We start from the raw sequence: 14,762 nt of genomic DNA, 5'->3' as shown, positions 1-14,762 counted from the left end.
TCAATCTGAGCCATGATCAAACTCTTCAGTTAAAAAGTTTGCTCACTCAAATCTCGAAACACTAACAATTACTTAATAAAGCGAATTGACGTGTTAGACTCTCGTAAGACTTCAATTTCTTTTTTGAAGCCCCAGCGAGCGCCCACACAAATTATCTGATTATCTATTTTAAAGAGCGTTGCCGTTACACTTAAGCTGCTTTTCCTCTGCTAGAGAGTGAAGCCCTGTCCGTGTCAGCGAGGGCGTATATTAAGGATCTACAGATTTTTAGCAAGCACTTTTTCATTCTTTTTTGCTTTTCTTTTTCAGCGCAGCAAAACAGTCAAAACCAAGACAATAAAAAAGGCGCATGAGCGCCTTTTTTATAACCTAATAACGATCTTAACCGCCAACATAACTCAACATAACACCAGCCGCTACCGCAGAGCCGATTACACCAGCCACATTTGGCCCCATCGCATGCATTAATAGGAAGTTTTGTTTATTTGCTTCCAAGCCAACTTTGTTGGCAACACGTGCAGCCATAGGTACAGCCGATACACCAGCCGCGCCAATCAATGGATTTATTGGATGTTCAGATACTTTGTTTAACACTTTCGCCATTAGTACACCGGTTGCCGTACCAATTGCAAAGGCCACCAAGCCAAGAGACAAAATACCCAATGTTTCTATGTTCAAAAATGCTTCTGAACTGAGCTTAGAACCTACCCCCAAACCGAGGAAGATAGTCACAGTATTGATCAAAGCATTCTGAGCCGTATCACTAAGACGATCGACCACGCCAGACTCTTTCATCAAATTACCAAAACAGAACATCCCCAACAATGGCGCAGCAGAAGGCAAGAAGGCTGCCGCCAATAATGTCACCACAATTGGAAAAACGATTTTTTCTGTTTTCGTTACGTGTCTCAATTGCACCATTTTAATGGCACGCTCTTCTTGAGAGGTTAGTGCTTTCATTATAGGTGGTTGAATCAATGGCACTAACGCCATATAGGAGTATGCCGCTACCGCAATGGCCCCAAGCAAATCTGGCGCCAATCGACTCGCCACGAAGATCGCCGTTGGACCATCTGCGCCACCAATAATACCAATCGCAGCCGCATCAGCTAACGTAAAATCCATTATACCGCTCGCCCCAAGCACCACTGCACCGATTACTGTTGCGAAGATACCGAATTGAGCCGCCGCCCCTAGAAGCAAGGTTTTAGGGTTGGCTAGCATAGGGCCAAAGTCCGTCATCGCTCCGACACCCATGAAAATTAATAGCGGAAACAAGCTTGTCTCAATGCCACCATGATAGATGTAGTACTGTAATCCGCCAGGCGAAACCATATGGCCAGTTCCATCATAAACAGGTGCCGCCATAAAACCTGCACCTGGAATGTTTACTAAGATTGCTCCAACCCCAATTGGCAATAACAATAGCGGCTCAAAGCCTTTCTTAATAGCAAGATAGATAAGCAACAGCCCCACACACATCATCACAGCTTGACCGAATTCAAGCTGATATATGCCGGTATCGTGGTACAGATTTAATAATTTTTCTTCCATTTGGTTAAACCCTTTTTATTCTTGCAAATGAATTAAAGCGACAGCAATGCTTGGCCCACTTGCACAGCATCACCTTCTTTAACATGAACAGAACCCACCACACCCGCTTTAGGTGCAGAGATTTCGGTTTCCATTTTCATCGCCTCTAGAATCATAATGGTTTCACCTTCTTGAACTTGTTGTCCTGGCTTCACAAGCACTTTAAAAATATTGCCTGCTAATGGCGCTGGAACATCTTCACCACCATTTGCCTCTGTTACTGGCGCAGCGACAGGAGCTGGCGAAGAAGACGAAGCAGAAACAGGTTGAATCTGGCTGATATCGCCCCCTTCTTCCACTTCAACAACATAACTTTGACCCGCTACACTAACAGTATAAACAGCAGGACCTTCCACACTTTGAGCGGCTTCAACCAACTCTTGACCCGTTGGAACTGGCTCGAAGGCTTCAGGATTGTTTCGGTTTTCGAGGAATTTCAAACCAATCTGCGGGAACAAGGCATAAGTTAAAACATCATCAATCAAATCATCAGAGAGATTAATTTGCTTCTCTTTCGCCAAGCCCTGTAATTCTTGAGTCAGTTTTTCAACTTCAGGCTCAAGCAAATCAGCAGGACGACAAGTAATTGGCTCAGCGCCATCCAACACCCTATGCTGTAACTCTTTATTGAATTCAGCTGGCGCAGCACCGTATTCACCTTTTAAAATACCAGCTGTTTCTTTTGAAATGGATTTATAACGCTCCCCCGTCAACACATTCAATACAGCTTGCGTACCTACAATCTGAGACGTCGGCGTTACCAAAGGAATCAAACCAAGATCTTCACGAACTTTTGGAATCTCTTTTAGCACATCGTCAAACTTATCCGCTGCACCTTGTTCTTTAAGTTGATTTTCCATGTTCGTCAGCATACCGCCTGGCACCTGGGCAATCAGAATACGTGAATCCGTGCCACGCAACGAGCCTTCAAACTTCGCATACTTCTTACGCACTTCTCTGAAATAAGCCGCAATATCTTCCAGCGCTTCCAAATCTAACCCAGTATCTCTATCCGTTCCTTGCAATGCCGCAACCACTGATTCTGTTGAAGAATGCCCGTAAGTCATAGACATTGAAGAAATGGCCGTATCCACTCGATCAATTCCTGCTTCAATTGACTTCAGAATGGTCATATCAGACAAACCTGAAGTCGCATGGGCATGCAACTGAACTTCAAGATCCGTTTGCTCTTTTAATAAAGACACTAGATCAAACGCGTCGTAAGGCGTCAAAATACCAGACATGTCTTTGATGGCTATGGAATCCGCTCCCATATCCTCAAGAGTTTTCGCGTAATCCACCCAATTTTTAGTCGTATGCACAGGACTTTTAGTATAAGAAATCGTACCTTGTGCATGCTTGCTCATTTCTTTTACTGATTTAATGGCTTGCTCAAGGTTTCGAGGATCGTTCATCGCATCAAAAATACGAAACACATCCACACCATTGGCAGCGGCACGCTCTACGAACTTAGCAACCACATCGTCGGCATAATGACGATACCCCAACAAATTCTGTCCTCGCAAAAGCATTTGCTGAGGCGTTTTCGGCATGGCCTTTTTTAGTTCGCGAATTCGATCCCAAGGATCCTCGCCGATAAAGCGAATACAAGAATCAAAGGTCGCTCCACCCCAAGACTCCAACGACCAAAAGCCAACATTGTCGAGCTTTTCAGCAATAGGCAACATGTCATCAATACGAAGACGAGTTGCGAATAATGATTGATGAGCATCACGTAACACGACGTCCGTAATACCAAGAGGTTGCTTAATTGTTGTCATAGATCCAGCCTCTGCTATGTTCTGCGATTAAATGAGATTATTTATTACGATGTTGATGGATAGCAGCGGTAATTGCGGCCGCTATCTGTGGATCAACCGCCGCACTGGTTACGCTATCTGATGCCGGAGTACTAGGCTTAGCCACCGGAACGACTTCTGGAAAGAATTTATTAATAATGGACGACATGTAGCCAGTAGCAAAAATAAGCACTACTAGAAAGACGAAGACAAACCCCATCCCTAATACCATCAGGCCAACACCTTCACTTATCAATTCGTTCATTACCCTACCCTTATGTGCACGAATTATTGCCTTGTTTAGAGGCAGCGAATGTGATCATATTCATTTTTTGAACAGATCTTCTTAATTTGGTAACTCTTTTTTTACCATAAACCAGAACAGTTTCATATTTTTTTTGCATAACAGTTAGACTTATTTCGTGAACAATTCCCTAAAAAACAATCAAAACTTGCACAAACAAACCCAGCATAGCGACATCATACTGGCCGTCGCCCCAATGGAAGGTGTCATGGATCACACTATGCGCGCCTTGCTCTCGAAAATTGGCGGAATGAACTACCTAGTATCGGAATTCGTTCGAGTCACTCAATACCCTATTCCGAGATCCAGCTTTAAAAAACTCGTCCCTGAAAATAAAAATAGCGCAAAAACAGACTATCACCACCCAGTACACACGCAGCTATTAGGCAGCAACGCCGAACTCATGGCAGAAAGCGCAGCTAACGCTATTGCCGCAGGCGCCAATCATATTGATGTGAATTTTGGCTGCCCAGCAAAACGAGTCAATGGACACGGCGGCGGATCCGTCCTACTACAAGACTCTGAGACACTGTTTCGCATCATGAATGCCATTCGTCAACAGGTTCCAGCACAGATCCCAGTGTCCGCTAAAATTCGCCTAGGCTATGAAGATGAAGAAAAACTCTTTGATAATGTGGCAGCAATTGAAAACGCAGGAACCAATGCTTTAACAATACACGGCAGAACAAAGAAAGACGGTTATAAGCCACCAGCAAGATGGGAAAAAATCGGTTTAATTAAAGACAGAACACAAATGCGAGTCATCGCCAATGGGGACATTACAGACCTTGACTCACTCACAAGGTGCAAAACCATTACTGGCTGTACTGAGTTTATGATTGGTCGAGGATCATTAAATAATCCTTTTATATTTCAGGATATTAGAAATGCCTCATACGAAGAAGGATGCCATCAACATCGGAGTCAACTGGCGTTACTCTTTATAGAATACACACAAAGACTACAACTCGAATACGATGAAGTTGCGACACTAGGACGACTAAAGCAATGGATTGGCCACTTACGGTTTGAATTCTCAGATATTCAGCACAATTTAAAAACATTACGCCAAAGTAAAAGTGTTGCAGAGTTCAGCGTAAAAATACAAAACATACTGAAAGCTTAATGGCTTTTAGAATTTAAAAAGTCGAAAAAAATTAGGGAAGTTTTTTTAGAAAACAAAAGGAAAAATAAGAAAGGTAGTAATGGCGCATCCGAGAGGATTCGAACCTCTGACCGCTCGGTTCGTAGCCGAGTACTCTATCCAGCTGAGCTACGGATGCGTAACTACTTGTTTGACATTAAATGGCGCATCCGAGAGGATTCGAACCTCTGACCGCTCGGTTCGTAGCCGAGTACTCTATCCAGCTGAGCTACGGATGCGTATGTAATGTCTAGAATGATTGTAAAACCATTTGCAGAAAATTCAAATTGAAGTGGCGCATCCGAGAGGATTCGAACCTCTGACCGCTCGGTTCGTAGCCGAGTACTCTATCCAGCTGAGCTACGGATGCGTAACTACAATTTTCAACCTTACAACTCAGAAAGGATAGTCTCTGAAAGGTTGACTTGAATGGCGGAGAGTGAGGGATTCGAACCCTCGATGAGTGTTAACCCATACTCCCTTAGCAGGGGAGCGCCTTCGGCCACTCGGCCAACTCTCCAAACAAGTGCGGCGTAGTATATACTGCTCTAACGCCATGTAAAGACTTTTTGGAAATTTTTTTTAAAAATTAATCCTCAGAATCTTGTCCATCTTGCTCTTTTTGAATTCGAAGATAAATTTCTTCACGGTGAACAGAAACATCTTTTGGTGCATTGATACCAATACGCACTTGATTTCCTTTAACACCCAACACAGTAACGGATACTTCGTCACCAACCATCAAAGTCTCACCAACACGACGAGTCAAAATAAGCATAAGAATATCTCCCTGTAATTGCTATATTCTAAAATTTTATTGATAGATACTACCTACAACGTTGTAGGCCATTTCCTACAAAACATATTCTAGCCGCTCAATAAAAATTAAACCATCGCAAAAAACAAGGAATATGTAGCCATTTGTTACGCTTCGCTAACACCTGCAGCAGAATCACTCAATTTGAAAGCAGAATGTAACGCACGCACCGCTAACTCCATGTATTTCTCATCAATAATAACCGACACCTTTATCTCTGACGTAGAGATAAGCTGGATATTAATCGACTCTTCCGCCAAAGCCTTAAACATAGTACTCGCCACACCAGCGTGAGATCTCATACCCACCCCGACAATTGATACCTTCGCAATCTTAGCGTCGGATAAAACAGATTTTGCGCCCAATTCCTCAGCAATCTGATTTAATGTCTGCAGAGCCTGCTCATACTCATTACGATGCACAGTAAAAGTAAAATCAGTGGTACCGTCTACTGATACGTTTTGTACAATCATATCCACTTCAACATTAGCATCACTGATTGGCCCAAGGATTCTTGATGCCACACCAGGAATGTCTGGAACCCCTTTTAGCGTCAGCTTGGCCTCATCGCGATTAAATGCAATACCAGAAACAGCAGCTTGTTCCATATCAAGTTCCCCATCAGTTGTAATTAGCGTGCCTTCACCATCTTTAAAACTGGACAGTACACGCAACGGCACTTGGTACTTACCAGCAAACTCAACAGAACGAATCTGCAACACTTTAGAGCCGAGACTTGCCATCTCCAGCATTTCTTCAAAGGTAATCTTGTCCAATCGACGAGCACTGTCTACCACACGAGGATCCGTGGTATACACACCATCCACGTCGGTATATATCTGACACTCATCAGCTTTTAACGCAGCGGCTAACGCCACGCCCGTGGTATCAGAACCGCCACGTCCTAAGGTCGTAATGTTGCCAAATTCATCAGCCCCTTGAAAACCAGCAACCACCAGCACTTTACCCGCGGCTAGATCCGCCTTCATTGCCTCAGTATCAATTTCCTGAATACGAGCCTTACCATGGGCGCTGTCAGTCGTAATACGCACCTGAGAACCAGTGTAAGAACGCGCAGCAATACCTCGCTTCATGAGAGCCATAGACAACAAGGCAATCGTCACCTGCTCTCCAGTGGAAAGCAACACATCCATCTCACGTGCATCGGGCGTGGATTGAATGCTTTTTGCAAGCTCAATCAAGCGATTCGTCTCACCACTCATCGCGGACACTGCCACCACAATATCATCGCCTTGCTGCTTATGCTTCTGCACTCGATCAGCCACTGCCTCGATACGTTCTATTGTACCGACTGAAGTACCACCGTATTTCTGAACTAACAACGCCATAGTCTTATCATTACCTAAAAAGAGCCCGACTCATCGGGCTAAACATTTTAAACTCTTTCAGCAACCCAATCAGGCACTGAAGCAAGAGCACTTGGTAGCGCATCTGGATTATTACCACCGGCCTGAGCCATATCAGGACGACCACCACCTTTACCATCGACTAAAGGCGCAACCATCTTGATAAGATCACCCGCTTTTACTTGTTTTGTCAGCTCTTTGGTCACACCAGCAATCAAACTAACCTTACCGTCGTTAACCGCAGCCAACAAAATAACCGCCGACTCTAGCTTGCTCTTCAATTGGTCCAGCATATCACGCAGTGCTTTTGGATCTGCTTCAACTTGAGCAACCAACAGCTTACCGCCATTAATATCGACCGCCTGAGAAGCTAGATCGGCTCCCGCCATGGCAGCTAATTTTCCTTTAATCGCATCCAACTCTTTCTGCAAAGCACGAGCTTGGTCATTAAGTGCTGTCACTTTATCCAAAACAGACTCTTTATTTCCTTTCACAAGTGACGCAACCTGCTGCAAGGTACTTTCCATCGCCCGGTTCACTTCAACAGCCGCTTTACCTGTCACCGCCTCGATACGGCGAACACCGGCTGCGATACCGCTTTCCGTGATGATTTTAAACAAACCGATATCGCCAGTACGCTTAACATGCGTACCGCCACATAGTTCGATCGAGTAGTCGGCCCCCATAGTCAATACACGTACTTGGCTATCGTATTTCTCACCAAAAAGCGCCATAGCCCCTTTCGCCTTGGCTGCTTCGATATCCATAATGTCGGTTTCAACCGCATGGTTTAGGCGAATCTGCTCATTCACCATGTCTTCAATTTGCTCAATCTCTGCGGCAGTCACCCCTTCAAAATGCGAGAAGTCAAAACGTAAACGTTCCGCATCCACCAAAGAACCTTTCTGCACTACATGATCACCAAGCACACGACGTAAGGCTTCATGCATTAAGTGTGTTGCCGAATGGTTCAATGCTGTAGCTTGGCGCATGGAGCTATCCACTTGCGCTGTCACTTTATCCCCGACTGACAAAGTGCCTTCTTTTAACTCACCATGATGAAGATGCGCTTTACCTTGCTTGGTTGTATTACTCACTTTAAAAGCCATACCACCACGCAACCAACCTTGATCACCAACTTGCCCACCAGACTCGCCGTAAAAAGGTGTGTTTTTCAAAACCACTACCGCTTGCTGGCCAGCTTCAAGTGTCTGTACAGACTGACCATCCAATAAAATGGTTTCAACCTGACACTGGTCTTCTAGCTTGTCATAACCAGTAAACTCAGTTTCCGCATCCAAGCTCACACTACCAGACATATCCATACTGAAATTGCTCGCCGAGCGAGCACGTGCACGTTGCGCTTCCATGGCAGCTTCAAAACCCGCTTCATCGATTTCTAAGCCGTTTTCACGAGCCACATCATTGGTTAAGTCCGCAGGGAAGCCATACGTGTCATACAGTTTAAAAACCGTTTCACCAGGCAACACTTTATTGTCGCCCAATTGCGCAATAGCGTCTTCAAGAATACGCATACCTTGATCTAGGGTTTTGGCAAACTGCTCTTCTTCTTTTAATAAGATAGACGTCACACGATCTTTGAGCTTACGCAATTCTGGGTAGGCATCACCCATTTCGATATCCAGTGCGGCGACCAACTTATGGAAGAAAGGTTTTGCCTGACCGAGTTTATTACCATGACGTACTGCACGACGAATAATACGACGTAACACATAGCCTCGACCTTCATTCGATGGCACAACACCGTCCACAATCATGAAAGAACAAGAGCGGATGTGATCTGCAATAACACGCAAAGATTGCGCTTCTAGGTCCTTAGTACCCACAACCTCAGCCGAGGCTTTGATTAGATTTTGAAACAAATCAATCTCGTAGTTACTGTGCACGCCTTGCAAAATCGCCGCAATACGCTCCAAACCCATACCAGTATCAACAGAAGGTTTAGGAAGCGGAGACATGTCGCCATTTGCAGATCGATTAAATTGCATGAAGACGACATTCCAGATCTCGATAAAACGATCACCATCTTCTTCTGGCGATCCTGGAGGCCCACCCCAAATGTGCTCACCATGATCATAAAAAACTTCAGAACAAGGACCACATGGACCAGTATCCCCCATCGCCCAGAAATTATCAGATTGATAGCGGCCACCTTTATTGTCACCAATGCGAATAATTTTTTCCGCCGGCAAACCGATTTTCTTATGCCAGATATCGAAGGCTTCATCATCGTCTGCATACACAGTAACCAAGAGTTTTTCAGTTGGCAGCTTCAAGACTTGCGTTAGAAACTCCCAAGCATAACTGATGGCTTCGGTTTTAAAGTAATCACCAAAACTGAAGTTACCCAACATTTCGAAGAAAGTATGGTGACGCGCTGTATAACCGACGTTTTCTAAGTCGTTGTGCTTACCGCCTGCTCGAACACAGCGCTGAGATGAGGTTGCTCGTGTATAAGGACGCACATCGTCCCCAAGAAAAACATCTTTAAACTGCACCATACCTGCATTAGTAAACAGCAAAGTAGGATCGTTACCTGGAATCAGTGAGCTGGATTCAACTATCTGATGTTGCTTACTTTCGAAGTAAGACAAAAATGACTGACGTAACTCAGAACTCTTCATAATGGGGTGAGTCTCTATCTCTATATTTCTGGGCGAATTAGGGCTGCGCTGACCGCAATAAACAAAATGCGGCCACTATGCAACGAAAAGCACAAAATAGTACACGCAAAGGATAGGTTTTTTCAAAAGAAACCGCAGGAATTTTAAGCTTATTTTGTGCAAATCCTACACAAACACCTCTTTTCTGAATGAAAAGAGGTGTTTCACCGGAGGGTTATGCCGTTTTCGTTGTGGAAAAATAACGATAATGAGGTCGAGAAGTCATACGAGTCACCACTTCATACCCTATAGTGCCAGCATAATCTGCTACTTCTTCAACAGGAACCTCTCCTCCCCACAAAACCACTTCCTGACCTAGCGCCATCACCATGTCAGAATCATCAGGTAAACGTATCGTAATCATATCCATAGAAACACGACCGGCTAGGTAACCAGCCTCTCCTGCGATACGAACTGGCGCACCATTTTCCGTCACTCGAGGGTAGCCATCACCGTAACCTACGGCAACCGTAGCTAGTTGATGAGCCTGCTGCGCCTGATAAGTGCGACCATACCCCACCTGATCCCCTTTTTGTAAGTGACGAACCGAAATGATTTTAGATGTTAAAGTCATTGCTGGCTTCAACCCCAACTGCACACCAGCAACACCAGCAAAAGGCGAAATGCCGTACAACATGATCCCAGGGCGAATCCAGCCACCGTCTGGTACAGACCATTTCATGATGGCGGCCGAATTTGCCACACTGGCTTCAATATCACCAATATCACGGCGCGCACTTTCAAAGTAGGCTAATTGCTCCATGGTGGTCAAATCAGACAAATCGTCGGCGCAAGAGAAGTGCGTCATCAACAACACTTCCTCTACCAAACTACTTTGACGTAACTGCACCACTAAATCATTAGCTTCCGCTTTATCAACTCCCAGCCGATGCATACCTGAATCAAGTTTGACAAACACCTTGCCAATCTTTGACTGACTTTCTAACAAGCCTGCCAATTGCTGATCATTTTCCAGAGCAGACCAAAAACCATGTTGCTCACACAACTGCCACTCAGAGGGTTCAAAAACACCTTCAAGTAACATGATGGGCGACTCTATACCCGCCTCTCGTAATTCTATGGCCTCTTCAATCGCCGCAACAGCAAACGCATCTACTTCTTTATCCAGATGCTGAGCGACAGGCACAGCGCCATGCCCATAGGCATTACTTTTTACAACAGCAAACGCTTTACAGCTTGGCTGAAGTTTTTTAGCAAATTGATAATTGTATAAAATTGCATCCAAATCGATGCTGGCAACTAACGGCCTAGCCATAGATCTTCCTTACTACTGATAACGCGTAACCGACAGGTCAGATGAATCGACTTCCGCTTGATTGCCCGCCATGATATCCGCAATGACTGCTGCAGAACCACAACTCATTGTCCAGCCTAATGTTCCGTGCCCGGTATTAAGATACAAACCGACCACATTTGTCGCCCCTACTACTGGCGTACCATCTGGTGTCATAGGGCGCAAACCTGTCCAATATTCTGCATCAGACAACTGACAACCTTGACCAAATAAATCTCCCACTACATGACTGATGGTTTCAGTGCGAGATTTTGGCAAGTCTAGATTGTAGCCAGTTAATTCAGCGGTACCAGCCGCTCGAATGCGATCACCCAGACGGGTCACCGCCACCTTGTATATTTCATCCATTACAGTAGAGACAGGAGCATATTGTGCATCAGTCACAGGAACAGTCAGGGAGTACCCTTTTACTGGATAAACTGGAATATCAATATCACAGGCTTTTAATAGTTCTTTCGAATAACTGCCCAAGCTAACCAATACATGATCAAAATCTTGCAAACCATTTTGCGTCACGACACCGCGAATCTTACCAGATTCAACAGACAAAGATTGAATATCAGTATTAAATTGAAACGAGACCCCTAACGCATCGCAATGCTCTTTTAAGGATTGGCAAAATAAATAACAATCGCCCGTTTCATCGCCAGTCAAACGAAGACCACCCTTAAACTTATTAATAACAGGGGCTAAGCCCGGCTCAACCTCAACAATTTTCTCTGGTGTCAACATTTGATGCGGAACATTTAAAGCCCTTAGCACTTTAATATCTTTAGCTGCCGCCTCAACTTGCTCATCTTTACGAAACAACTGTAAAGTCCCACCTTGACCGTCATCATAACGAATGCCAAGTTCCTTGCGCAGAGCGATAAACTGATCGCGACTGTATTCGGCAAGAGCCATCATGCGGGATTTATTGGTGTTGTACGCTCCCTCAGTACACTGCGACAGCATCTTCCCCATCCACAGTAATTTTTTCACTTCTGGATCAGGACTAATTTTCAGCGGCGCATGTTTTTGCATCAACCATTTTATGGCTTTAAGCGGCACACCTGGCGCAGCCCAAGGCGCAGAGTACCCTGGAGAAATTTGCCCCGCATTTGCAAAGCTGGTCTCTAATGCCACACTAGGCTGGCGATCAATCACCGTCACCTCGAACCCTTTTTTCGCCAAAAAATACGCAGATGTTAAGCCAACAACACCCGCACCTAATACGCAGACCTGCATACAGCCTCCAATAAACCAATAAGTCGTTTAGACTATGATCACACACAAAAAGCAGTTTTATCATCTATTTTATTTAATTTATTAGGATTTAAAAACTGAAAATACAGCAATTAAAAGATATATAAACCATCACTAATAATGAATTTAGTTGATGACAATGGCACAATGCCAAAAACACAGAAGACAAGACTATGAACACGCCACAATTAACAACTTATGACCACGCCTTACTCTTATTGAATCAGAGAGAACACGCTTGTGCCGAGGTCGCCGCCAAACTAAAACAAAAAGGACATTCAGAAGAAGATATTGATAACGTCATTCATCAACTAAAAGAATTGAACTATTTAAATGACGAACGATTTGCGGAAATTTATGTGAGAAGCAAAGCCAACCGATCGCTTGGCCCCACTCGAATCAGACAAGAGTTAATACAAAAAGGGCTTTCTAGTGACATCGCTAAAAATGCCCTAGAAGAAGCGGAATGCGATTGGTACGAATTAGCCAAAGACGCAAAAATACGAAAATTTGGCGAACAACCACCCCAAGACTTTAAAGAAAAGTCAAAGCAGATGCGCCACTTACAATACAGAGGCTTCGATTATGACCAAATACAATATGCAATGTCATCATCAGATCTAGACTAGCAAATAGATCAAAATGGGCATTCAAAGACACCATCAAAGAAACTAGAAACCATCTTCACCGGCCATAATCGCATTGAGGTATTTTTCCTCCATCTCAACATAGCTTTGCTGAACTGAATCAATTTTTTTATCCAGCTCATCTACCTTATGGCGTAATTTAGAAAACTCTTCGGTTTGTGCCTGCCCATCATACAACTCGGTAATTAAGCGTTTTCGCTCGGCTTCAAGTTCGTCGTTTATTTCTCGAAGGTTCTCAAGTTCTTCTAGCTCTTTTTCCAATAGAATATCACTGTCCTGAAATTCTGGATTTGCCAATGACTCAGGGTGGCTCAATTTATATTCAAGGTTTTCACGAAGCACTCGTGCCTTTTCTAAGTCCCGCTCCAAAGCTTCAACATAGAGCTCCGAATCATTTACCATTTGACGTAATTCTTGAATTTTTGAAGCTTGTTCCGTTGCAAACGCATCGGACGCTTCCGTTAAGTCACCTTGTGAAAGTAAGTCTTCCATATTTCTCATGGTGCTTAACTCTTCATCAATGACACTGTAAATATCCGCACCGCTGGGTTCACTGCCTGTTAACTGAGCTGTCTTCTGAGCCAACGCTTCGTCGCGCTTAACAAGGTCAATATTCAAGTTATGTTTAATATTATGCAGATTCTCAAGCTTTGACTCTAAACGCTTAATCACTCGGCTGCTTTCCAAGAGCGATTTCTCAAGTCTAGCCATAGCGATATCATACTCACCAATATGATGATCCCCACCGCCTTTCAGCTGACGCATTTGCGCTTTCAACTCTTCAATAATGGCTTTTTGATTAGTAGCAAGCTGCTTAAGATCTGCCACTTTGTCATCCATTTCAGAACCAACAGCGTTCAAAAAATCCGACTCATCAACACCACCTAAAAAGTCTTCGAGTGCCTCTATGTATTCAGGCGTAACACCGCTTTTTTTCACTTCATCTAGGTGATGCTTCAAACGCTCAGCCAACTCAAACATGCTGGCAATCTCAGATCGCAACAACCCCAAAGATTCATCTAACTCTGCTTCTTTTGCGAGCTGTGCTTGTAACTTATCCAATTGAGCATTTAGGTCGGCAGTGATATTGACTTGATTAAAAATTTTATCGCCTGTTCTTTGAATAACTTTATTCAGTTCACGTAGGACGGTTTGATTCACTTTGAGGGATTTTAATAAAGCATCAATCTCTTGGGCTTTATCTATTTTATCGAGAATATTTTTAAACGAACTTAACAAGGAGATGACATCTATGTCATCCAACCCTTCTTCAATAATTTTGATTTCCACATCTAAAAATATCGACCAACAAGACAAGGAAGCTCGCCCCTGAAAGTCGTCTTTCGCCAATTTACTTAACAACTGGCCACAGATTAATTTTTGCTGATTCAGTAACGCCAGCCACTGTTCTTTTTCAGAAACTTGAGCAGAATCGGAGGAAGACATACTATCACTTTCATTACGCTCTCCCTCTTCATCGATCTTGTCAGTATTCAGTTGCTTTCTTAGTGATAAATAGCGAACCACAAGCGCCACAAAAGCCACCGCGAACATCACACTGGTTGCAATTAATCCCCACTGCCAAACCAACATAGCACAATCTTCCTATTTATCAGTGAATAACCCCTATTACTTATCATAGAAGTTTATGACTCATGACACCATAAAACCTACATTTCTTAACTCATCTACCGTAAAAAACAAAAAAGCAGGCACTAGGGCCTGCTTTTCTTAGCAATACTCAAACTTCACATTAGAAATCGAGCTGTTCTGCTTCTTCTTTTTCGCCGACAGCATCATCTGCTTTAGTACGTTTTGGCAGCAACTCTTCACGAATCTTAGCTTCA

General features: G+C 43.9%; 11 protein-coding genes and 4 tRNA genes. 2 read left to right on the top strand and 13 right to left on the bottom strand.

The annotated features are described in order from the left end of the window. Window positions 1-381 precede the first annotated feature (381 nt). The 3 genes from DFP76_RS17840 to DFP76_RS17830 are packed head-to-tail and all read right to left on the bottom strand — an operon-like array spanning window position 382 to window position 3,657. A complete protein-coding gene (locus tag DFP76_RS17840) occupies window positions 382-1,554 on the bottom strand; it encodes a sodium ion-translocating decarboxylase subunit beta (RefSeq protein ID WP_113875905.1) in 1,173 nt (390 codons plus the stop codon). A gap of 32 nt (window positions 1,555-1,586) precedes the next feature. Next, window positions 1,587-3,374 (bottom strand): sodium-extruding oxaloacetate decarboxylase subunit alpha, encoded by a 1,788-nt coding sequence (gene oadA, locus DFP76_RS17835; protein WP_113875904.1) that lies wholly within the window; start codon window positions 3,372-3,374, stop codon window positions 1,587-1,589. 37 nt (window positions 3,375-3,411) lie between these two features. After that, entirely contained in the window at window positions 3,412-3,657 is a 246-nt protein-coding gene (locus DFP76_RS17830) for an OadG family protein (RefSeq protein WP_113875903.1), read from the bottom strand. 157 nt (window positions 3,658-3,814) lie between these two features. Between DFP76_RS17830 and DFP76_RS17825 the strand changes: the two genes are divergently transcribed. Beyond that, window positions 3,815-4,822 carry a tRNA dihydrouridine synthase gene (locus DFP76_RS17825; RefSeq protein ID WP_245931976.1) on the top strand — a complete coding sequence of 336 codons (1,008 nt, stop codon included), beginning with the start codon at window positions 3,815-3,817 and terminating at the stop codon, window positions 4,820-4,822. 80 nt (window positions 4,823-4,902) lie between these two features. On the opposite strand, the gene DFP76_RS17820 is transcribed toward DFP76_RS17825, so the two are convergent. The 9 genes from DFP76_RS17820 to DFP76_RS17780 form a co-directional block, all read right to left on the bottom strand. Continuing rightward, a tRNA-Arg gene (locus DFP76_RS17820) sits at window positions 4,903-4,979 on the bottom strand. Window positions 4,980-5,002: 23 nt separating this feature from the next. After that, window positions 5,003-5,079 (bottom strand) — tRNA-Arg (locus tag DFP76_RS17815). Window positions 5,080-5,133: 54 nt separating this feature from the next. Continuing rightward, window positions 5,134-5,210: transfer RNA gene (locus DFP76_RS17810), tRNA-Arg, on the bottom strand. A gap of 60 nt (window positions 5,211-5,270) precedes the next feature. Continuing rightward, window positions 5,271-5,360: transfer RNA gene (locus DFP76_RS17805), tRNA-Ser, on the bottom strand. 69 nt (window positions 5,361-5,429) lie between these two features. Then, complete coding sequence (gene csrA, locus DFP76_RS17800) at window positions 5,430-5,618, bottom strand: carbon storage regulator CsrA (protein ID WP_013795210.1); 189 nt, start codon at window positions 5,616-5,618, stop codon at window positions 5,430-5,432. Window positions 5,619-5,764: 146 nt separating this feature from the next. Beyond that, complete coding sequence (locus DFP76_RS17795) at window positions 5,765-7,006, bottom strand: aspartate kinase (protein ID WP_113875902.1); 1,242 nt, start codon at window positions 7,004-7,006, stop codon at window positions 5,765-5,767. 47 nt (window positions 7,007-7,053) lie between these two features. Beyond that, window positions 7,054-9,669, bottom strand: a complete 2,616-nt coding sequence (gene alaS, locus DFP76_RS17790; RefSeq protein WP_113875901.1) for an alanine--tRNA ligase — start codon at window positions 9,667-9,669, stop codon at window positions 7,054-7,056. Window positions 9,670-9,883: 214 nt separating this feature from the next. Then, window positions 9,884-10,984, bottom strand: coding sequence for an alanine racemase (gene alr / locus DFP76_RS17785; RefSeq protein ID WP_113875900.1), 1,101 nt, complete (start codon window positions 10,982-10,984; stop codon window positions 9,884-9,886). A gap of 12 nt (window positions 10,985-10,996) precedes the next feature. Next, entirely contained in the window at window positions 10,997-12,250 is a 1,254-nt protein-coding gene (locus DFP76_RS17780; RefSeq protein WP_113875899.1) for a D-amino acid dehydrogenase, read from the bottom strand. Window positions 12,251-12,441: 191 nt separating this feature from the next. Between DFP76_RS17780 and DFP76_RS17775 the strand changes: the two genes are divergently transcribed. After that, entirely contained in the window at window positions 12,442-12,897 is a 456-nt protein-coding gene (locus DFP76_RS17775; RefSeq protein ID WP_113875898.1) for a regulatory protein RecX, read from the top strand. Between the two features lie 42 nt (window positions 12,898-12,939). Here the strand turns inward: DFP76_RS17775 and DFP76_RS17770 are convergent, their stop codons facing one another. Continuing rightward, window positions 12,940-14,508, bottom strand: a complete 1,569-nt coding sequence (locus DFP76_RS17770; protein ID WP_113875897.1) for a coiled-coil domain-containing protein — start codon at window positions 14,506-14,508, stop codon at window positions 12,940-12,942. Between the last annotated feature and the right edge of the window lie 254 nt (window positions 14,509-14,762).

Origin of the sequence: Marinomonas aquiplantarum (assembly GCF_003314975.1) — a bacterium.
GTDB lineage: Bacteria > Pseudomonadota > Gammaproteobacteria > Pseudomonadales > Marinomonadaceae > Marinomonas > Marinomonas aquiplantarum.
The sequence above is the reverse complement of the archived record's forward strand: the minus strand, read 5'-3'. Positions and strand labels throughout refer to the sequence as shown.

What these genes read in the sequence shown, in the direction of transcription:
- csrA (WP_013795210.1), bottom strand. Translation starts at nt 5,618, where the DNA reads ATGCTTATTTTGACTCGTCGTGTTGGTGAGACTTTGATGGTTGGTGAC.
- DFP76_RS17830 (WP_113875903.1), bottom strand. Translation starts at nt 3,657, where the DNA reads ATGAACGAATTGATAAGTGAAGGTGTTGGCCTGATGGTATTAGGGATG.
- alaS (WP_113875901.1), bottom strand. Translation starts at nt 9,669, where the DNA reads ATGAAGAGTTCTGAGTTACGTCAGTCATTTTTGTCTTACTTCGAAAGT.
- DFP76_RS17775 (WP_113875898.1), top strand. Translation starts at nt 12,442, where the DNA reads ATGAACACGCCACAATTAACAACTTATGACCACGCCTTACTCTTATTG.
- oadA (WP_113875904.1), bottom strand. Translation starts at nt 3,374, where the DNA reads ATGACAACAATTAAGCAACCTCTTGGTATTACGGACGTCGTGTTACGT.
- DFP76_RS17795 (WP_113875902.1), bottom strand. Translation starts at nt 7,006, where the DNA reads ATGGCGTTGTTAGTTCAGAAATACGGTGGTACTTCAGTCGGTACAATA.
- DFP76_RS17770 (WP_113875897.1), bottom strand. Translation starts at nt 14,508, where the DNA reads ATGTTGGTTTGGCAGTGGGGATTAATTGCAACCAGTGTGATGTTCGCG.
- alr (WP_113875900.1), bottom strand. Translation starts at nt 10,984, where the DNA reads ATGGCTAGGCCGTTAGTTGCCAGCATCGATTTGGATGCAATTTTATAC.
- DFP76_RS17780 (WP_113875899.1), bottom strand. Translation starts at nt 12,250, where the DNA reads ATGCAGGTCTGCGTATTAGGTGCGGGTGTTGTTGGCTTAACATCTGCG.
- DFP76_RS17840 (WP_113875905.1), bottom strand. Translation starts at nt 1,554, where the DNA reads ATGGAAGAAAAATTATTAAATCTGTACCACGATACCGGCATATATCAG.